This window comes from Brachybacterium fresconis (assembly GCF_017876515.1).
GTDB lineage: Bacteria > Actinomycetota > Actinomycetes > Actinomycetales > Dermabacteraceae > Brachybacterium > Brachybacterium fresconis.
In genome coordinates this window covers 1,783,002-1,801,614 of record NZ_JAGIOC010000001.1, presented here as the reverse complement: position 1 = coordinate 1,801,614, position 18,613 = coordinate 1,783,002, and the positions used below count along the sequence as shown (strand labels likewise).

Annotated in this window: 16 protein-coding genes and 4 tRNA genes; 8 read left to right on the top strand and 12 right to left on the bottom strand. The window is 71.6% G+C overall.

From position 1 onward, the window contains the following. Positions 1-241: 241 nt before the first annotated feature. The 3 genes from JOF44_RS08320 to JOF44_RS08310 form a co-directional block, all read right to left on the bottom strand. Entirely contained in the window at positions 242-2,035 is a 1,794-nt protein-coding gene (locus JOF44_RS08320; protein WP_209889639.1) for a formate--tetrahydrofolate ligase, read from the bottom strand. 147 nt (positions 2,036-2,182) lie between these two features. Continuing rightward, positions 2,183-3,325, bottom strand: coding sequence for a hypothetical protein (locus tag JOF44_RS08315; RefSeq protein ID WP_209889636.1), 1,143 nt, complete (start codon positions 3,323-3,325; stop codon positions 2,183-2,185). Beyond that, a complete protein-coding gene (locus JOF44_RS08310) occupies positions 3,315-3,746 on the bottom strand; it encodes a PadR family transcriptional regulator (RefSeq protein ID WP_209889633.1) in 432 nt (143 codons plus the stop codon). The genes JOF44_RS08315 and JOF44_RS08310 overlap by 11 nt, the downstream gene beginning before the upstream one ends. Positions 3,747-3,826: 80 nt before the next feature. Here JOF44_RS08310 and JOF44_RS08305 point away from each other — a divergent pair, with 80 nt between their 5' ends. Together JOF44_RS08305 and JOF44_RS08300 are read left to right on the top strand one after the other, a co-directional pair. Continuing rightward, the gene (locus JOF44_RS08305) at positions 3,827-4,189 is read left to right on the top strand and encodes a serine/threonine protein phosphatase (protein ID WP_209889630.1); all 363 of its coding nucleotides are present in this window, start codon (positions 3,827-3,829) and stop codon (positions 4,187-4,189) included. Positions 4,190-4,471: 282 nt separating this feature from the next. Then, the gene (locus tag JOF44_RS08300; protein ID WP_209889627.1) at positions 4,472-6,532 is read left to right on the top strand and encodes a cytidylate kinase family protein; all 2,061 of its coding nucleotides are present in this window, start codon (positions 4,472-4,474) and stop codon (positions 6,530-6,532) included. Positions 6,533-6,577: 45 nt separating this feature from the next. On the opposite strand, the gene JOF44_RS08295 is transcribed toward JOF44_RS08300, so the two are convergent. From JOF44_RS08295 to JOF44_RS08285, 3 genes are all read right to left on the bottom strand, one after another. Next, complete coding sequence (locus JOF44_RS08295) at positions 6,578-7,768, bottom strand: RNA polymerase sigma factor (protein WP_209895810.1); 1,191 nt, start codon at positions 7,766-7,768, stop codon at positions 6,578-6,580. A 9-nt stretch (positions 7,769-7,777) separates the two neighbouring features. Beyond that, complete coding sequence (locus tag JOF44_RS08290) at positions 7,778-8,215, bottom strand: YciI family protein (RefSeq protein WP_209895808.1); 438 nt, start codon at positions 8,213-8,215, stop codon at positions 7,778-7,780. A 250-nt stretch (positions 8,216-8,465) separates the two neighbouring features. Then, positions 8,466-9,260 (bottom strand): SDR family NAD(P)-dependent oxidoreductase, encoded by a 795-nt coding sequence (locus JOF44_RS08285; protein ID WP_209889613.1) that lies wholly within the window; start codon positions 9,258-9,260, stop codon positions 8,466-8,468. A gap of 146 nt (positions 9,261-9,406) precedes the next feature. Between JOF44_RS08285 and JOF44_RS08280 the strand changes: the two genes are divergently transcribed. Beyond that, positions 9,407-10,024, top strand: a complete 618-nt coding sequence (locus JOF44_RS08280; RefSeq protein WP_209889611.1) for a TetR/AcrR family transcriptional regulator — start codon at positions 9,407-9,409, stop codon at positions 10,022-10,024. 69 nt (positions 10,025-10,093) lie between these two features. On the opposite strand, the gene JOF44_RS08275 is transcribed toward JOF44_RS08280, so the two are convergent. The 4 genes from JOF44_RS08275 to JOF44_RS08260 all read right to left on the bottom strand — a co-directional run bounded on the left by JOF44_RS08275 (position 10,094) and on the right by JOF44_RS08260 (position 11,852). After that, positions 10,094-10,169 (bottom strand) — tRNA-Phe (locus JOF44_RS08275). Between the two features lie 192 nt (positions 10,170-10,361). Then, positions 10,362-11,384: an NADP-dependent oxidoreductase gene (locus tag JOF44_RS08270; protein ID WP_209889608.1), complete on the bottom strand. Its 1,023-nt coding sequence runs from the start codon at positions 11,382-11,384 to the stop codon at positions 10,362-10,364. 179 nt (positions 11,385-11,563) lie between these two features. After that, a tRNA-Asp gene (locus JOF44_RS08265) sits at positions 11,564-11,640 on the bottom strand. Positions 11,641-11,779: 139 nt separating this feature from the next. Continuing rightward, positions 11,780-11,852: transfer RNA gene (locus JOF44_RS08260), tRNA-Glu, on the bottom strand. 144 nt (positions 11,853-11,996) lie between these two features. On the opposite strand from JOF44_RS08260, the gene JOF44_RS08255 reads away from it, so the two are divergent. After that, a complete protein-coding gene (locus JOF44_RS08255; RefSeq protein ID WP_209889605.1) occupies positions 11,997-12,362 on the top strand; it encodes a metallopeptidase family protein in 366 nt (121 codons plus the stop codon). A gap of 346 nt (positions 12,363-12,708) precedes the next feature. On the opposite strand, the gene JOF44_RS08250 is transcribed toward JOF44_RS08255, so the two are convergent. Both JOF44_RS08250 and JOF44_RS08245 read right to left on the bottom strand, forming a co-directional pair. After that, positions 12,709-13,395 (bottom strand): response regulator, encoded by a 687-nt coding sequence (locus JOF44_RS08250; protein WP_342591709.1) that lies wholly within the window; start codon positions 13,393-13,395, stop codon positions 12,709-12,711. Then, complete coding sequence (locus tag JOF44_RS08245) at positions 13,377-14,516, bottom strand: sensor histidine kinase (RefSeq protein WP_342591708.1); 1,140 nt, start codon at positions 14,514-14,516, stop codon at positions 13,377-13,379. The genes JOF44_RS08250 and JOF44_RS08245 overlap by 19 nt, the downstream gene beginning before the upstream one ends. Positions 14,517-14,715: 199 nt before the next feature. On the opposite strand from JOF44_RS08245, the gene JOF44_RS08240 reads away from it, so the two are divergent. From JOF44_RS08240 to JOF44_RS08225, 4 genes are all read left to right on the top strand, one after another. Next, a complete protein-coding gene (locus JOF44_RS08240) occupies positions 14,716-15,747 on the top strand; it encodes an ABC transporter ATP-binding protein (RefSeq protein ID WP_209889600.1) in 1,032 nt (343 codons plus the stop codon). A gap of 161 nt (positions 15,748-15,908) precedes the next feature. Beyond that, entirely contained in the window at positions 15,909-16,643 is a 735-nt protein-coding gene (locus JOF44_RS08235; RefSeq protein ID WP_209889596.1) for an ABC transporter permease, read from the top strand. Positions 16,644-16,758: 115 nt separating this feature from the next. Beyond that, positions 16,759-18,393 (top strand): alpha/beta hydrolase, encoded by a 1,635-nt coding sequence (locus JOF44_RS08230; RefSeq protein WP_209889593.1) that lies wholly within the window; start codon positions 16,759-16,761, stop codon positions 18,391-18,393. A 123-nt stretch (positions 18,394-18,516) separates the two neighbouring features. Then, positions 18,517-18,592: transfer RNA gene (locus JOF44_RS08225), tRNA-Thr, on the top strand. The last annotated feature ends 21 nt before the right edge of the window (positions 18,593-18,613 follow it).

Below are 18,613 nucleotides of genomic sequence, written 5' to 3'. Positions count from 1 at the left end.
CATCCCTCGTTCATGGGCTCTGGCCCGCGCGATCCCTGGTTCATGGGCTCTGTCCCGCGCGATCCCTGGTTCATGGGCTCTGTCCCCCGCGATTGTGCGCTGTGCTTCCAGAACTGGAAGCACAGCGCACAATCGCGGGGGATACGGGGGATACGGGGGATACGGGGGTACGGGGGTACGGGGGATACGGGTGGTCGCGGATGGACGGGGCGGTGCGGGTGGTCGCGGGTGGGGTCGCGGGTCAGAACAGCCCGATCGACTCCCCGTCGTCGGTGACGCCCATGCGCGTCGCGGCCGGTTCCTTCGGCAGCCCCGGCATGGTCATGATCGCGCCGGTCATGGCGACGACGAAGCCTGCCCCGATCTTCGGAACCAGGTCCCGCACGTGCAGCACATGCCCGGTGGGCGCCCCCAGCAGCTTCGGGTCGTCGGAGAAGGAGTACTGGGTCTTGGCGACGCATACCGGCAGCTGGTCCCAGCCGTTGCGCTGCAGCATCCGCAGCTGGGCGGGTGCCTTGTCCTCGAAGACCACGTCATCGGCCCCGTAGAGCTCGCGGGCCAGAGTGCGCAGCGACGCCTCGACCCCGTCGGCGGGGTCGTAGAGATGGTGGAAACCGCCCCCGGCGCTGCCGCTGGCCCCGCCGCCTCCGACGCTGCCGCTGGCGCCGCCGCCTCCGGCGCTGCCGCTGGCGCCGCCGCCTCCGGCGCTGCCGCCGGCCCCGCTGCTCCCGGCGCTCCCACCGGCGGGCTTCATCGCCTCGAGCAGCTCGTCGGCCACCGCTAGCCCGCCCTCGCCGCCCTTGGCCCAGACCTCGCTGAGGGCGACGCGGAAGCCCTGCTGTCGCGCCCAGTCGAGCACGGCCTGGAGCTCGGCCTCGGTGTCGGTGGGGAAGCGGTTCACGGCGACCACGGGCTCGAGCCCGAACTTGCGGAGGTTCTCCACGTGCCGACCGAGATTGACGGTGCCCGCCAGGATGGCCTCGACGTTCTCGGAGGCCAGGTCGTCCTTGGCGACGCCGCCATGCATCTTCAGGGCGCGCACGGTCGCGACCACGACGGCGCCGTCGGGGGAGAGACCGCCCAGACGGGCCTTGATGTCCAGGAACTTCTCGGCGCCAAGATCCGACCCGAAACCGGCCTCGGTCACGGTGATCTCGGACAGCGACAGGGCGAGCCGGGTCGCGGCGAGCGAGTTGCAGCCGTGGGCGATGTTCGCGAACGGGCCGCCGTGTACGAGCGCCGGGGTGCCGCCGAGGGTCTGGACCAGGTTCGGCAGCAGGGCGTCCTTCAGCAGCATGGTGATGGCACCGGCGACGCCGAGATCCTCGACGGTCACGGGGGCGCGGTCATAGGTGAAGCCGACCACGACCCGGCTGATCCGGGCCTCGAGATCGGCGAGGTCGGACGCCAGGCACAGGATCGCCATGATCTCGGAGGCGACGACGATGTCGAAGCCGTCCTCGCGCGGCACGCCCTGGGTGGGGCCGCCGAGGCCGACGACGATCGATCGCAGTGCACGGTCGTTGACGTCGACGACGCGCTTCCACTGGATGCGACGAGGGTCGATGCGCAGCTGGTTGCCCTGATGGATGTGGTTGTCCACGAGCGCCGCGAGGGTGTTGTTGGCGATCTGGATGGCGTGGAAGTCGCCGGTGAAGTGGAGGTTGATGTCCTCCATCGGCACGACCTGCGCGTAGCCGCCGCCGGTGGCGCCGCCCTTGATCCCCATGATCGGGCCCAGCGCCGGCTCGCGCAGCGCGACCATCGTGCTCTGTCCCTTGAGGGTGAACGCGTCGGCGACGCCGACGGTGGTGGTCGATTTCCCTTCGCCCGCGGGCGTGGGGGACATGGCCGAGACCAGCACGAGCTTGCCGTGCGAGGCAGGGGCCGACATCTTCCGCACGTCGACCTTGGCCTTGTCGGATCCGTAGGGCACCAGGGCGTCGGCGGGGATCCCCGCCCTCTCGGCGATCTCGGCGATCGGTCGCAGGGTCGCTGCTTGGGCGATCGCCAGATCGGGGTTCTCGGCAGACATCGTCGTCCTCCACGGGGGTCGGGGCCCGGGCCATTCCGGGTGCGTGATGCCCCTCACCCTACGGCGCTCGCCGTCGCCCGCAAGGGCAGGACGGCGCGCGATCCGTGCCGCCCGCCAGAGCAGGACGGCGACCGATGCCCGGCCTCGTCACGCTCCGGTCGCGGTGCCTGTCGCCGCTGCTCGCCAGGACCGGGCATGGGTCCAGGCCAGCCAGAGGCTGATCAGGACGAGCACCGCGTACATCCCCTGGTCCCAGCTCGGCTCCCAGTGCTGCTCGGCGGCGCCGAGAACTCCCGCGGCGAGCCAGCACAGAGCGAGGGCACCGTAGAGCACGGTCATCCGTCGCGGCGTCACCCGGGGGTCCCGAGGGAGGGACCGGGCATACTCCTCCGGGGAGGAGAACTCCTCGAGCAGTCGAGTCCCGTGGTCGGCGGCGTGCTCCTGCGCCTCCCTCAGTGCGGCCGAGATCCGCTTCTCAGGCAGGTCACCGCGCTCGCGCAGAGCCGCCCGCGCCCGCCGGAGCCACTGCTCGTCCTCGACGGCCGCGCCCTCCAGCACTTCCGGCACCGTCAGCGGCTGTGGGGCGGCCGAGGGCTTCGGCCACACTCTGGCGAGGACGGCGGCGATCAGCCCGTACAGGGGGACGAGGGTGACCATCCACCCTCGGCCGGCCACGGGTTCCGTCTGGCCCAGCGGCATGATCACCGCCGCGGTCCCCCCGGCGCAGATCGCGAGGACCAGCACGCTCAGGGCGACCACGGCAGGAAAGGAGAAGCGGCGTGAGGCCTCGGTGTAGACCCGCCACAGGATGATGATCGCCGCGGAGAGCAGCAGGGGGGCCACCGCGAGCCCGAGGGTGAGGCTCTTGTCCGGCCCGGTGCCGAGCAGGAGCGAGAGCACGTCGCTGGCGACGAACAGGGCGCTGAGCCCCGCGGCGACGCCGAACACGGTCAGCACGCTCCCGCGCAGGTCGGGCGGCATCGGGTCCTCGAAGACCGCGATACCGCTCTCGCGCAGGGACTCCACGGTCTCGCCCGCCCACCGGTCGGGCGGGCCGTAGAGCTGTTCGGGGCTCTCCTGACTCTGCTGGACCAGGGCTGCGGCGTCGATCAGTGCCTCCTCGGCCACGTCGATCTGCACGTCGGCGAACACCATGGTCACCAGGGCCGATTCCGCCCATCGGGGGTCGTCATCGACTCCGCGGGCGGCGAGGAACTCACGGCGGACGCGATGGAGCTCGGGGCCGGCAGGGCCGCCCTCGGCCCCGGGAGGGACGTCCTCAGAGGTCATGGGTCGCCCCGTTCGTCGCCGTGGCCGCAGCGGTCGGGTTCGAGGAATCGGCGTCGACGGCGTCGCGGCCGTCCTGCGGGTCGGGGCCGAGAGCGGTGGTGAGCGCGCCCAGCATCGTCCGGTCCCGCGTGAGCTGTCGCTGCCCCCGGGGCGTGAGCGTGTACTGCCGACGGGCAGGGCCGGACGGCCCGGGCGTCCACTCGGCCGAGATCGTCCCGGACTCCTCCAGCCGGGCGAGCGCCGGGTACAGCGATCCGCCCTGGGGAACCCCGAATCCGCGGGAACCGAGGGCGCGGGCGATCGCGTAGCCGTGCAGAGGGGTGTCCTCCAGGCAGGCCAGGATCGCGCTGGGGAGCAGCGCGCGGACCCAGGTCGGAGGCCAGCACGGTGCGTCTTCGGCATGAGTGTCTAGGTTCGCCACGGAGCTAAGTATAGACGGTATGCAGCGGGTTCTCGGTCCGGGCGGGAGGTTCGGCTCGGGTGGGCTTACGATGGGCGGTCATGAGCGAGAAGCACGACTGGGTCAGCGTCACCCGTGAGGACGGGGAGACCGTGGGGTACCTCGAGCCGCTCACGGAGGACTACGACCGCGTCCAGCCCCGCACGCTGCTCGGTCATGCCCTGGGCAGCCCCGGGGAGTTCGAGGAGGGGGAGGAGCGGCTGGCCGCGCACGGCATCTCCGAGCTCGCCGAGCAGTGGGTGCTCGATGCCGACACCGAGAGCGAGGTCGCGGGGCTGACCATCGTGGAGCTGTCGCCGCAGGGCGTGCGGCTGGCGGACTACCTGGCGACGAAGGGCCTGATGGCCACGGAGAACCTCGAAGTGGCCTGGCCGGACGTGGAGGGGCGACTCAGCCGGCGGTGAGCCGCACGCGCTCGAGCGGCACCTCGCCCGTGGTGAGGGGCGCCTCGCCCTGAGGTGTGGGGCGCCTCGCCCTGAGGTGTGGGGCGTCTCGCCCGGAGGTGAGCGTCACCCACGGCGCGGGACCTTCGGTCGCCGGGAGACCGTAGAAATATGAAACAGTTGGTCGCACGACGACCGTGGGGGTGGCGCCCCGGACGCGCGATGCTCTCGACCACCCTCGCGATGCGGCGCCCGGCGCCCTGACGCGCACCGACCGGTCGAGCAGACCAGGAGAGGTGACCTATGTCTAGCGCAGCCGAGGCGACCGGTAGCAGGACGGATCTCCTGCCCAGGCGCCGTGTCCTCGGGTACGCGATGGGCGACGCGGCCAACAACGTCGCCTTCCAGATGACCTCGCTGTTCCTCATGGTGTACATGACGGACATCGCCGGGGTCCCCGCGGCCATCGCCGGCACCATCTACGGCGTCACCAAGGTGTGGGCGGGCGTCACCGACCTCGTGGCCGGCAACACCGTCGGCCGCCGCGAGACCCGCCACGGGCGGTTGCGGCCCTGGTTGCTGTGGGCGAGCCCCTTCCTGGTCGTCTCGCTGGTGCTGCTGTTCAGCACCCCGGCCGGGCTGGGCCCGATGGCGACGGTCGCCTGGATCCTGCTGTTCGATGCGGCGTTCCAGCTGTGCTACTCCTTCGTGAACATCCCCTACGGCTCGCTCTCGGCGGCGATGACGGAGAACGCCACCGACCGCTCCCGCCTCTCCGGCGCCCGGTCGATCGCGTCCTCGATCACCGGTGTGGTGCTTTCCCTGGTGCTCTCGCCCCAGTTCGAGGACACCACGGCCGACGGGATCCGCCTGACGTTCACCCTGGCCACCGTCGCCCTGGCCCTGATCGCGATGATCTTGTACTGGGTCTGCTTCCGCAACACCCGTGAGGTCGTCCCGCCCGGCACCGGCACCCTGACCCTGCGCACCACGTTGGCGATGGTGGTGCGCAACAAGCCGTTGCTGCTGCTGTGCCTGGGCGCGCTGTTCCTGCTCGGCGGCTCCTTCACCATGAACGCGGTGATGATGTACTACGCCCGCGACGTGGTCGGCGGCGCGGGATACTTCACGCTGCTGTTCCTCGCCCAGACGATCGGCACCATCGCGGCCGCCACGGCGATCCCGGCGATCACCGAGAAGTTCGGCAAGCGGATCGGTTATGTGGGGCTTGCTCTCGTCGCCGTCGCCGGCCTGGTGCTGATCGGCCTGACCCCCACCGGCAGCCTGCCGCTGGCCCTGCTCGCCTTCCTCGTCTACGGCATCGGCTTCGGCGGCACCAACGCGCTGATGTTCTCGATGCAGGCCGACACCGTCGACTACGGCGAGTGGAAGACCGGCACGCGCGCCGAGGGCGGCAGCTACTCGGTGCTGTCCTTCGTGCGCAAGACCGGCCAGGGCATCGGCGGCGCGCTGGGCGGTGCGATCATCGGGGCGTTCGGCTACGCCTCCGGCGCGCCGGAGCAGACGGAGCAGGCGGTCCAGGGCATCAAGATCGCCGCCGGGTGGGCCCCGGCCGTGCTGTGTGTGATCGCCGCGCTGATCATCGTGCTCTACCCGCTGGGTGCCCAGGAGCACCGCAGCATCGTCCAGGATCTGCGCCAGCGACGCGCCCGGGCCTCCGTCGGTGCGACGAAGCCCGGCGGTGCGGTGGTGATCTCCCGGGACGGTCAGCGACTGATCGCCACCCGTCCCGTGGTCACGATCAACGAGCAGTACGGGGCCGGCGCCTCGTCCGTCGGCGCCCGGGTCGCCGAGCAGCTGGGGGTGGCCTTCGCGGGCACGCGCTTCAGCTCCGAGGACCTCGAGCGAGCCTCCTCGTCCCGGCCCCGGGTGCTGGAGGACTCTCGCACCGGCCGCTCCCTGCGGTGGCTGCACACCTTCTCCTGGCCGACGGTCGAGGTCGACGTCGCCGCCGAGTCGGGCGAAGCCCAGATCACCTCGCAGATGGTGCGCCAGAACGTCGGTGAGGTGATGAAGCTGGTCAAGGATTCCGGCGGCGTGGTCGTGGGTCGCGACGCCACCATGATCCTCGGGGACGTGCAGGGTGCCATCCATGTCCGCATGGAAGGCGAGGTGGAGGACCGCGTGGCCCGCGCGACCGTGGACTACGAGCTCACCCCGGAGGTCGCCGCCCAGCGCCAGGTGCGCGAGGACCGCATGCGCCCGCGGATGTCCGGGCGCTTGATGGGCTGGGACCCGGCCGAGCCGACCCGCTATCACCTGATCATCGACACCTCCCGGATGAGCCTGGACGAGGCGGTCGAGGAGATCGTGGCGGCCGTGGAGGCCCAGCAGGGGGAGTGAGCGGGTGCGGCGTCGGCTGTGCCCCGGAGGTACGTGCCTCGCAGATCAGCCCGATCCGTTCGCGCCGGACGGCGACGCCCTTCCCGGAGAAGCCTCGCTGTTCAGCCGCGCCGCCTGTCGCGTCAGGTGATCCCGTTCGGCGAGCGAGGATGCCTTCCGCGCCGCCTCGGCATAGAGCTGGGCGGCGGTCGCCCGGTCCCCGTCGGCCTCGTGCAGATGCGCCGCGACCGCCGCGTAGCGCGGCAGGGAGTCGTCGAGCTCGAAAAGGGCGGCGAGGCCGGCCCGCGGCCCGTCGGCCTCCCCGACCGCGACGGCACGGTTCAGCAGCACGACCGGGTTCTCGGTGAGCGCGGCCAGCTCGTCGTACCACTGAAGGATCTGGACCCAGTCGGTCTCCGCGGTGCTGCGGGCGTCGGCGTGCAGGGCGGCGATCGCGGCCTGGGCCTGGAACTCGCCCAGACGATCGCGGACCAGCGCCGCCTGCAGGATCGCGACCCCTTCCGCGATCAGCGAGGTGTCCCAGAGGGAGCGGTCCTGCTCGGCGAGCGGGACGAGACGGCCGTCGGCCGCGGTCCGGCTCGCGCGCCGCGCGTGGTGGAGCAGCATCAGCGCGAGCAGACCGGACACCTCCGGGTCATCGACCGCCCCTGCGAGCAGGCGGGCGAGACGGATCGCCTCGGCCACCAGGTCGACCTCACCCGAGTAGCCCTCGTTGAAGATCAGGTACAGCGTGCGCGCCACGGTGCCCAGCGATCCGGGCTCGTCCAGCCGCACCCCCGCCACCGTGCGCTTGGCCCGGCTGATGCGCTGGACCATCGTCGCCTCGGGCACCAGGTAGGCCTCGGCGATCTGCCTCGTGGTGAGCCCGCCGACGGCCCGCAGGGTGAGGGCGACGGCCGACGACGGCGTGAGCGACGGGTGCGCGCACAGGAAGAACAGCCACAGCGTGTCATCGCGTTCGGCGATCGGACCGGGTGAGGGCTCGGCGTCGATCCGGTCCTCGCGATGACGACGGGCGGTCTCGGACCGGGCGCCGTCGAGGAACTTCCGCCAGGCGACCGTGATCAGCCAGCCCTTCGCATCCCGCGGCGGGGCGTCGGGCCAGTCCCGGATCGCCTCGATCAGGGCGTCCTGGACGGCGTCCTCTGCCGCGGCGAAGTCGGCGCCGCGGCGGACGAGGACCCGCAGGACGGCCGGGGTGAGCCGTCGCAGCAGGTCCTCGTCCAACGCGTGCATCTCGGACACTCAGCGCTGCTCCTGGCCGACGATCTCGCCGACCTCCGTCATCGTGGTCGGCGGGACGAACAGGGGCCGCAGCTCCAGCCATTCGCCGACCGGCTTCCCGCCCGCTCCGGGCCCGCCGGACAGCTCGCCCGCCAGCTCGAGGGCGCGCTCGTAGGTGTCGACATCGATGATCATCCACCCGGCGATGAGGTCCTTGGTCTCCGCGAACGGTCCATCGGTGACCGGAGGCCGGCCCTCTCCGTCGTAGCGGACCCAGGTGCCTTCGGGGCTGAGCGCCTGGCTGTCGACGAACTCGCCGGTGGACTCCAAGCGCGTCGCGAAGGCGTCCATGTGCTGCATGTGCGCCGAGATCTCGTCCTCGGTCCACTGATCCATGGGCACGTCGTTCACGGACGCCGGGGCGCCGCGGTAATGCTTCAGCAGCAGGTACTTGGCCATGATGCTCTCCCTCTGTGCGATGCGACCCTCGGTGGTCGCGTTCATGTCAGGGACGGAGCCGGGTCCGGTTTCTCGACATCCGGTCGTCGCGGGAATCCTCGCGGACGTGTTCGCACCTGGTCGGGCGCTCTGCGCTCGCGCGGTCGTCCTGGCCGATCGAGTCCCACTGCAGGAGGATGTGGCCCCGGTGGGATTCTTCTCGATCCCGGAGAGGTTGTCGAGGAGTCGGGACGCCTCGACGCAGCCCGGGTCAGGCCGCCGACCAGCCGCCGTCCGAGGGCAGGATGGCGCCGTTGATGTTCACGGCGTCATCGCTGAGCAGGAAGGTGATCGACGCGGCGAGCGCATCCGCTCGCACCACCTGCGGCAGCACGGCCATCGCCCGCTGAACGCGCTCGGCGCCCAGCTCGGAGGCGAAGGTCGAGCCGATGCCGGTGGCCACCGGGCCGGGTGCGACGGCATTGATGCGCAGGCCCGACGGCCCGTACATGAAGGCGCTGCTCTTGGTGAGGCCGGCGACCGCATGCTTCGAGGCGGTGTAGGCGGCCCCGGCGGCGGACCCCCGCAGCGCGGCCTCGGAGGCGACGTTGACGATCGACCCCGCGCCGGCTCGGCGCATGGACGGGATGACGGCTCGCATGAGCTTCATGGTGCCGTCGACGTTGACGGAGAACACGCGGGACCACAGGTCCAGGGACATCTCGTCCACCGGAGTCATGTCGTCCATGATCCCGGCGATGTTCGCGAGCCCGTCGATCCGTTCTCCGGCGGCCTCGACGATCGCGGCGACCCCGGCATCATCGGTGATGTCCGCGACGACGGTCGTGATCTTCGCGTCGGGCAGCTCGGCGGCGAGCTCCTCGAGCCCCGTCGCCGAGACGTCCACCGCGACGACGCGGCCGCCTTCCCGGGCGAGGCGCGAGGCCGTGGCCCGCCCGATGCCGGAGCCGGCGCCGGTGACGATGAGGACGGCCCCGTCGAAGCGGCCCGAGGTGATGACCTCGTCCCACTCGGCGATCTGCGGGGTGTGCTGGGAATCGGACATGGGTTCTCTCCTCGGGACGGCTGCGGCGGGGACGGCTCCGTCCCGTGTTCGACGGTGACGGCGCAGGATCCGCGGTGCATGAGCGATGCGGTGGTGAACTCCGTGAGCACCTACCGGACAATACTGTCCGGAGCTAGGCTACTCCCATGCCGCCCGAGCCGTCTGAGAAGAAGCAGAACCGCGGCCCCGGCGCGGGACCGGAGAATCGGCGGGCCCTGGTCGCTGCGGCCCGGGTGGAGTTCTCCGCCCGCGGACTCACGGTCCCGCTCCGGGCCATCGCCCAGCGTGCCGGTGTGGGACAGGGGAGCCTGTACCGGCACTTCCCGACCCGGACGGCGCTGGCGGCCGCCGTGTTCTCGGAGAACATCGACGAGCTCGAGGCGGAGTTCCTCGATGCGGAGTCCCCGGATGCGGAGTCCCCGGATGCGGAGTCCCCGGATGCGACGCCGGGACTGCGCGAGTTCTTCGCGGTGATCGCCGAGCAGGCCTTCGAGTCGGGGGAGCTGTCGGCCCTGCTGCGCTCCGCGGCGGACGACGTCGAGGTGGCGATGCTCGGGGAGCGGATGCGCACCCTTGCCGTGGTGCTCCTGGAGCGGGAGCGGAGGGCGGGCAGGTTGCTGCGGGAGGTGACTCCCGAGGAGATCTCGACGGCGGTCGCGATGGTGGCCGCAGTGATGACGGGCATCCCGGCCGCGCAGCGGGGCATCGTCGCGCAGCGCGCCTGCATGCTCGTGCTCGCGGGGATCGTGCGCCCGCAGCGGTGAGCGCACAGCCGCTCCGACCACGCTCCGGGAACGACGAAACCCCCTGGCGGACCAGGGGGTTTCGACCGGTGGTGGCTCCGACCGGCGTCGATCCGGTGACCTTTCGATTTTCAGTCGAACGCTCTACCAACTGAGCTACAGAGCCGTGACCGCTGAGAGCGGCCGAGGTCAAGGTTAACAGGGTCCCACGGCAGCGCCCAACCGGCTCTGCTCAGTGAGAGGCATGCCACGGGCGCGCCGACGAAGCCCGTCGGCGCCGCCCGTGGTCGGAGCCGCGGCCGCCGGGATTCGCGAGCGCGGCCGTTGAGGCCCGTCGGTCGCGCCCGATGCGGCGCCGTCAGGAGACCTGGACGATGGCCTTGCCGAAGTTCTCCCCGCGCAGCAGTCCCCCGAAGGCCTCCGGAGCGCTGTCCAGACCCTCGGTGATGTCCTCGGTGTACTGGACGCGGCCGTCGGCCACCCACCCGGTCATATCGCGCAGGAAGTCCTCGAACATCGCGTCGACGAACTCGCGCTGGATGAAGCCGCGCAGGGTGAGGCTCTTGGTCAGCACCGCGCCCATCAGCTGCCCGGACCGGTCCGGGCCCTCCGGCAGCTCGGTCGCGTTGTAGGTCGCTGCCAGGCCGCACACCGGCACGCGCGCGAACTCGTTCAGCTGCGGCAGCACGGCATCCCACACCGCCCCGCCGACGTTCTCGAAGTACACGTCGATCCCGTCGGGCGCGGCCTCGGCGAGCCGGCCGGGAAGGTCCGGGGCCCGGTGATCCACGGCCTCGTCGACGCCGAGCTCCCGCAGCCGCGCGACCTTCTGCTCCCCACCGGCGATGCCGATCGCGCGCGCACCGTGGATGCGGGCGATCTGGGCGACGGCGGAGCCCACGGGGCCGGTCGCGGCGGCCACGGCGACGGTCTCGCCGGTCTGCGGCCTGCCGATTCCCAGCAGGCCTGCGTACGCGGTGAAGCCGGGCATGCCGAGCACGCCCAGGGCGGTGGTGATCGGTGCGGCCGCGGGGTCCAGGCGGCGCAGGCGCGCGGCGGGCTCGACGCTGTATTCCTGCCAGCCGCCGTAGGACAGGACGACATCGCCGGGGGAGAAGGCGTCGACCGTGGACTCGACCACCTCGGAGACGGTGCCGCCGACGATCACGTCCCCGATCTCCATCGGGGCGGAGTAGGACTTCGCATCGCTCATGCGCCCGCGCACATAGGGGTCCAGGGAGGCGTAGCGGGTGCGCAGCAGGACGTCGCCGGGGCCGGGGGAGCGGATCTCGACGGCGTCGTGCTGGAAGTCGTCGCGGCCGGGTTCGCCGTGCGGCCTCGCGGCGAGGCGGATGCGGTGATTCAGCGTGGGGGTGCTCATTCCTCGAGCGTATGCCCGAGCCCGTCGCGAGCGGGTCGGCGGCCTCGGGTGCGATGAGCCACGACGACGCAGGTCCGGGGCCGACGGGATTCTCTGAAGCTGACAGGGTCCGCCGCTGTTCTGCCTGCGGTCCCGGGAACGACGAAGGCCCCGGAACCGGGTTCCGGGGCCTTCGTCAGTGGCGACCCTGACCGGACTTGAACCGGCGACCTCCGCCGTGACAGGGCGGCGCTCTAACCAACTGAGCTACAGGGCCTTACGTTTTCTCGGCGCTTGCGCGCTTCGACCTGGACAACTCTACCGGACGTTCTCGGGGCTCCGCACCACTTGGGCTGTGAGCCGTCTCGCACTCCGATCTCCTCCGCTCCGCATGCCAGGTGCGCGGATCGCAGGAGTACCCCCAACGGGATTCGAACCCGTGTCGCCGGCGTGAAAGGCCGGTGTCCTGGGCCTCTAGACGATGGGGGCCCGAGCAGAGAACTGCCCGGGACGAGCATACCCACCCTGGGGGCCTCGCGCCGAGGCCGCGGCCGCAGATGCGGCGTATCCGACACGACCACGCCCGGCGGCGCCGAGACGACCACCCCCGGCGCGCCATGGTTCGATGGACCCATGATCCGGATCAGCCGCGGGGAGTTCGACGAGGCGGTCGACGATGCCCTGGACTCCCTGCCCGAGGAGATCGCACGGGCCATCGCCGAGGCGAACGTGGCGATCCTGGTCGAGGAGGAGCCCGATCGGGCGCAGTCCGGCGGCACCGAGCTGCTGGGGCTGTACGAGGGGATCCCGCTGGATCAGCGCTCCGTCTTCGACGGCTACGCGCAGCCGGACCGGATCTTCATCTTCCGCGGCCCGCTGCAGCGGGTGGCGCGCTCCCGCGACCACCTGGTCCAGGAGATCGCGGTGACGGTCCTGCACGAGCTCGGGCACCTCTTCGGCATCAGCGACGCGCGCCTGCACGAGCTCGGCTGGGGTTGAGCGGCGGCCGGTGAGCGTCGGCTGGGGTTGAGCGGCGGCCGGTGAGCGTCGGCTGGGGGCTGGGCCGCTCCGCTGGCGAGCGTCGGCTGGCGTGGATGTCGAGAAAGGTGCCAGGTTGCTGGAACCTTCTGCGACACGGGATGCGTCACGGGTGCTGCGAGCACCACGCACCACGCACCACGTGCCGCGCACCACGCACCGCGCACCGCGTACCACGTGCCGCGCACCACGCACCGCGCACGTCGCACCACGCACCTCGCACCACGCACCTCGCACCACGACCACGCGCCGCGCACCGTGCAGCTCACACCAGTCCCGATGGTGCCGCATGTGCCCTGCCCCGCCGTCAGTGCCCGGGGGCGGCGTCGAGGTCGCTGAGCCCGGCCTCGTGGGCGATGATCGCGATCTGCACGCGGTTGGTGGAGTCGAGCTTCGCGAAGATCTTCGAGACGTGGGCCTTGACCGTCGCCTCGCTCATGAACAGGCGCATCCCGATCTGTGCGTTCGACAGTCCTGCGCCGACGGCGCCGAGCACCTCGGTCTCGCGATCGGTGAGCTGGTCGAGCCCGGGGTGGCGGTCCTGGCGAGTGCCGGGGTTGGCCTCGGAGAAGTGCGAGAGCATCCGCCGCGTCACGGTGGGCGAGAGCATCGCCTCCCCGCCGGCGACCACGTGCACGGCGCGCGCCAGCTCCTGCGGCGGGGTGTCCTTGAGCAGGAAGCCGCTGGCCCCGGCCTCGAGGGCCTGGAACACGTACTCGTCCATGTCGAAGGTGGTGAGCATGACGATCCTGGGCGGGCTGGGCAGAGCCGTGACCGCCTTCGTCGCCGCGATGCCGTCGAGCCCGGGCATGCGCACGTCCATCAGCAGCACGTCGGGGCGATGCTTCTGGACCAGGGTCACCGCCTCGGAGCCGTCGCTGCCCTGGCCCACCACCTCGAGGGCCGGATCGGCCCCCAGGATCATCGCCAGCCCGGCGCGCACCAGAGAATCGTCGTCGATCAGTCCCACGCGCGTCACGTCGTCATCGGCCACGGGATCACCGCCCTCACTTCGAAGCGTCCATCATCGGTCGGGCCCGACGTGATCGTGCCGCCCGCGTGCGTCACACGGGTCTCGATCCCCGACAGGCCCATCCTGGCCCCGGGCAGGTCCGTCGTGAACCCCTTGGGCAATACATTACTGACCTCGATCACCAGATCCGTTCCCGGCTCACCGATCAGGGCCACCCGTGCCCGGGTGTGCAGGGCGTGCTTGTGGATGTTCGTCAGTCCTTCCTGGACCACGCGGAAGGCGGTGCGAGCCAACTGGTCCGGCACCGGATCGTCGATGAAGTCGAACAGATCCACCGAGATGCCGGCGTCCTTCGAGGTGGCCACCAGGCGCCGGACGTCCTCCCAGGTGGGCTGCGGAGCGAGCGGAGCCTCCTCGCTGTCGCCGCGCAGCACCCCCAGCACCTCGCGCAGCTCGGACAGCGCCGTGGTGGCGGTCTGCCGGATCAGCCCCGCGGACTGCTGGACCTGTTCGCGCTCGAGGGTGGGGTTGACCTCGAGCGCGCCGGCCTGCAGGGCCACCAGGGAGATCTTGTGGGCGACGATGTCGTGCATCTCGCGGGCGATGCGGGTGCGCTCGGCGCGGCGGGCCTGCTCCTCGGCGGCGGCCTGACCCGACTCGGCCTGTTCAGCGCGCTTCTGCAGCTGCGCCAGCAGCATCCGCCGGGTCGAGGTGTACATCCCGGTGGCGGCCGAGGCCGCGACGACCAGCAGCGTGACCACGATCCCCATGATCCCGACCGCGCCGGTGGCGCTCTCGGTCCCCGCCACCAGCGAGGGCACCACGCCGCTGGCGGCGGCGAGCAGGGAGACCAGCAGCGTGCGCAGCCGGTGGTGGCTGCGCGTGGCATAGGCGTAGGTGCCGATGATCAGCACGGCCAGCGACCACGCCCCGGCGTTCGCGATCAGGATCAGCGGCAGCAGCCATGGCCAGTGCCGATGCCGCGCCAGCAGCGCGAGACCGAGCACGACGGTGGCGCCCGCCTGCCACAGATCCTGGGCCGTGGAGAGCAGGACCACCCCGAGCACCACCTCGGCCAGGACGACGGCGAGGAGCAGCACCTCCTGCCAGATTCGGCGCACCGGCGCTCCCAGTTCATCCACGCGGTCACTGTATCGGCGGCCGTCGCGCCGGAGACTCCGCGACCGTCGGCTCCGCCATGATCCAGCCGCAGGTCGCCCACGCCCCCGACGGAGGTCGGGGGCCGGGACGGCGCCGGGCCCCCGTCGACCGACGATCGTCGCTCGGCTCCTGACCCGTGGTCGCTGTCCGCCGTGCGGGCCGACGCGGCATTGTCGAGACATGACCGCACAGACCCCTGCCTCCGCCGATCGCGGTGTCGCCGCCCCGGCCGATCGCAGCTCCGCAGCCTCCGTCCCCGGCGCCGCCGCCCTCGAGATCCGCGGCGTGACCAAGCGCTACGGCGGCCGCGCCGCCGTCGACGACCTCACCTTCGTCTGCCATCCCGGCAGCGTCACCGGCTTCCTGGGCCCCAACGGCGCCGGCAAGTCCACCACCTTGCGCATCCTCACCGGCCTCGCCGAGGCCGACGCCGGCCAGGCCCTCGTCGGCGGCGCGGACTACCGCAGCCTCGAGCACCCCGCCCGCACCATCGGCGTGATGCTCGATGCCGGCGGCCTCCACCGCGGCCGCACCGGGCTGGAGACCCTGCGGCTGACCGCCCGCACGATCGGGATGCCCGCCTCCCGGGCCGACGAGGTGCTGGAGACGGTGGGCCTGGCCCACGCCGGCGCCAAGCGCGTGGGCGGCTACTCCTACGGGATGCGCCAGCGGCTCGGCATCGGCGTCGCCCTGATCGGGGACCCTGCCGTGCTGGTGCTCGACGAGCCCGCCAACGGTCTGGACCCCGAGGGGATCCGCTGGATGCGCCGCCTGCTGCGCTCCTTCGCCGACGCCGGCGGCACGGTGCTGCTGTCCAGCCACCAGCTGCGCGAGGTCCAGGCCACCGTCGACCGGCTCGTGGTGATCGCCGGCGGACGCCTGGTCCGCGAGGGCACCCTCGATGAGCTGACCAGCGAGGGCGGCACCCGCGTCGGCGCCCTGGACCCCAGGGCGCTGCGCGCCGCACTCGATACGCACGGCATCGCCTACGAGCAGCGGGGTGCCGACGAGCTCGAGGTGAGCCTCGCCCCGGAGGACGTGGGGCGTCTCGCCCTGCGGGAGCAGATCGTGCTCACCTCCCTGGGTGCCACCGACCACGGCGGCCTCGAGGAGGTCTTCTTCGCCCTCACCGGGCAGGCGGAGCCCGAGCCGGACGGTTCGGTGCCGGAGGGCGCCGAGCCCGTCGCATCGGCCGCCGTCGCCCAGCCCTGAACCCGGCTCCCGTTCGCCACCCGCACCCGCACCCGCACCCGTACCCGTACCCGCACCCGGCTCCGATCCCGGCCCGCACCGGGCCCTGATCCGGGCCACCACCCGGCCCTGAACCCGGTCCCGCCCTCCATGTCTTCGCATCCCTCTTCGAGGAGAGACCCATGAGACCCGCTCTCGACATCCGCGCCCATCTCGACACCCGCGGCGCCGCCATCCTGATGGCGATCTCCCTGCTGCTGATCGTGGCCTTCGCCGCCCTCGGCGGGCTCGTCCAGCCCGCTTTCATGCCCGACGCCACCTCCGACGTCGAGGTCTCCGTCATCGTCCTGTCCCTGCCGCTGTCGCTGATCATCCCGATCATCACCGTCATGATGATCGCGGGGGAGTGGTCCGACGGCTCGATCCAGAACACCTTCCTCCAGCGACCCGGCCGCGGCGGGGTGCTGGCCTCGAAGGTCATCGCCGCCATCGTGGTGATCGCCGTCCTCGTGCTGCTGTCGATCGGTCTGGCCGCCGTGGCCACCTGGATCGGCGGGGACCTGATCGGCGACGGCGCCCGGTTCGACTCCCTCGAGGACGTGTTCACCACCCAGCTCGCCGGGCTCGCCGCCGTCCTGCTGTTCTCCCTCGCCATGGGTCTCGCCCTGCAGTCCACCGTGCTGGGCCTGCTCGCCGCGATCGGCTTCCCCTTTGTCATCGCCACCGCGAGCGGCGTCGCGATGATCACTGGATCGGAGACGGTCGTGGACGTGGTGCGCGCTCTGGACCTGCAGACGGCCTCCGTGGCGCTCGCCGACGGGACGGCCGGGGCCTTCGAGCTGATCCCGCTCGTGCTGCTGGTGATCCTTCCCGCCGCCTACGGAGCCTGGCGTTGGAACCACCGCGAGGTCGGATGATCCTCCCCGCCCCGGGGCTGCGGGAGGCCTAGGATGGCGGCGGTCGGCGGCCGAGGAGGCCCCTCGCCTCTGCTCCCCGGACCCGCTCCCGCTCCCCAGGACAAGGAACTCCCGTATGACACTCGCCGCTCTGTCGCGACGGACGCTGACCCGACTGACCGCGGCAGCAGCGGGGACCGTCCTGCTGCTGAGCGGATGCACCGACCTCGGCGGCGAGCAGGAATCCCCCTCGGCCTCGGAGGAGGAGAGCGGTGCGGGTCAGCACGCGCCGGGTGAGCAGGCGGATCTTCCGCTCGACGACCTCGGCACCTCCGCCGCCCAGGACCTGCCCTCGGACCCCGCCTCGGATCCGGCGTACGCCGAGTACTACGAGCAGGACATCGAGTGGGGGCCGTGCGAGGACCTCATGGCCGAGGACGCCGAGTGCGGGACGATCACCGTCCCGCTGGCGTGGGACGACCCCTCCCAGGGCGACATCGAGATCGCGGTCGGTCGCCTGGCCGGCAGCGAGCAGGACGCCGGGTCCCTCGTGGTCAACCCGGGCGGTCCCGGCGGCTCCGGCGTGGACTTCCTGGAGTCGGTCCCGTACCTGTTCTCCCCGGAGGTGCGCAGTGCCTACGACGTGGTCGGCTTCGACCCGCGGGGCGTGTCGCGCTCCGCCGGGATCGAGTGCCTCAGCGACGAGGAGACCGACCAGTACCGCGCCGAGACCGCGGAGCCGGGCACTGCCGAGGCCGAGGAGATGTCCCAGAAGTGGGGCGCGAAGATCGCCGAGGCCTGCGAGGCGAACTCCGGCGACGTGCTGCCCTACCTCGACACCTACTCCACCGCGCGGGACATGGACGTGCTCCGCGCGGCCCTGGATTCCGAGAAGCTCGACTACTTCGGGTACTCCTACGGCACCTATCTCGGGTCGACCTACGCGGATCTGTACGCCGATCGGGTGGGGCACTTCGTGCTCGACGGGGCGATCGACCCCACGATCACCATGGACGAGCTCACGGCCGGGCAGGCCGAGGGTTTCGAGAAGGCGACCAGCGCTTTCGTCGAGGACTGCCTCGAGAACGCCGATTCCTGCCCGCTCAAGGGTGATGTCGAGGAGGGGAAGCAGCAGCTGCAGGCCTTCTTCGCCGCCGTCGACGAGAACCCCCTGGACACCGGCGACCCGGACCGCCCGCTGACCGGCGCGCTCGCGCGCTCCGCCGTGCTGATGCTGATGTACGGCGACGAGCTCTGGCCGACCGGTCGCGACGCCCTCACCGCGGGGATGAACGGGGACGGCGAGGCGCTGCTGAACCTCGCCGACCAGTCCGCCGGTCGACAGGACGACGGGTCCTATCGCACGAACGCCACCTACGCGATCACCGCCATCAACTGTCTGGATCATCCCGGCATCGCGGACGAGCAGTGGCAGGAGCAGGAGGCCGAGCGCCTGGCCGAGGAGTTCCCGACCTTCGGCCCCGTGATGGGCGGGGACGGCTGCGCCCAGTGGCCCGTCCCGCCGCTGCGCGAGCCCGCCCCGATCTCTGCCGAGGGCGCGGATCCCATCCTCGTGATCGGCACGACCGGCGACCCGGCCACGCCGTACGAGTGGTCCGTCGGCCTCGCCGAGCAGCTGGACAGCGGCGTGCACATGACCTTCGAGGGCAACGGCCACACCGCCTACGGGCGCTCCGGCGGCTGCATCGAGGAGCAGGTCGACGCCTACCTCCTCGAGGACACGGTGCCCGAGGACGGCTTCACCTGCTGAGCGGGCGCCGGGTACGTGAGGGCATCGGACGACGGGGCGTGATGGGGATCGCTCCCGATCGCTTTGCGCCCGCCGCCTCGCGTCCCGTACAGTGATGCGGTCCGCCGCGTGACCGGCGGGAACGCCGCCTTAGCTCAGTCGGTAGAGCGATTCACTCGTAATGAATAGGTCGCCGGTTCGATTCCGGCAGGCGGCTCCACAGGCCACAGACTTGATAGAC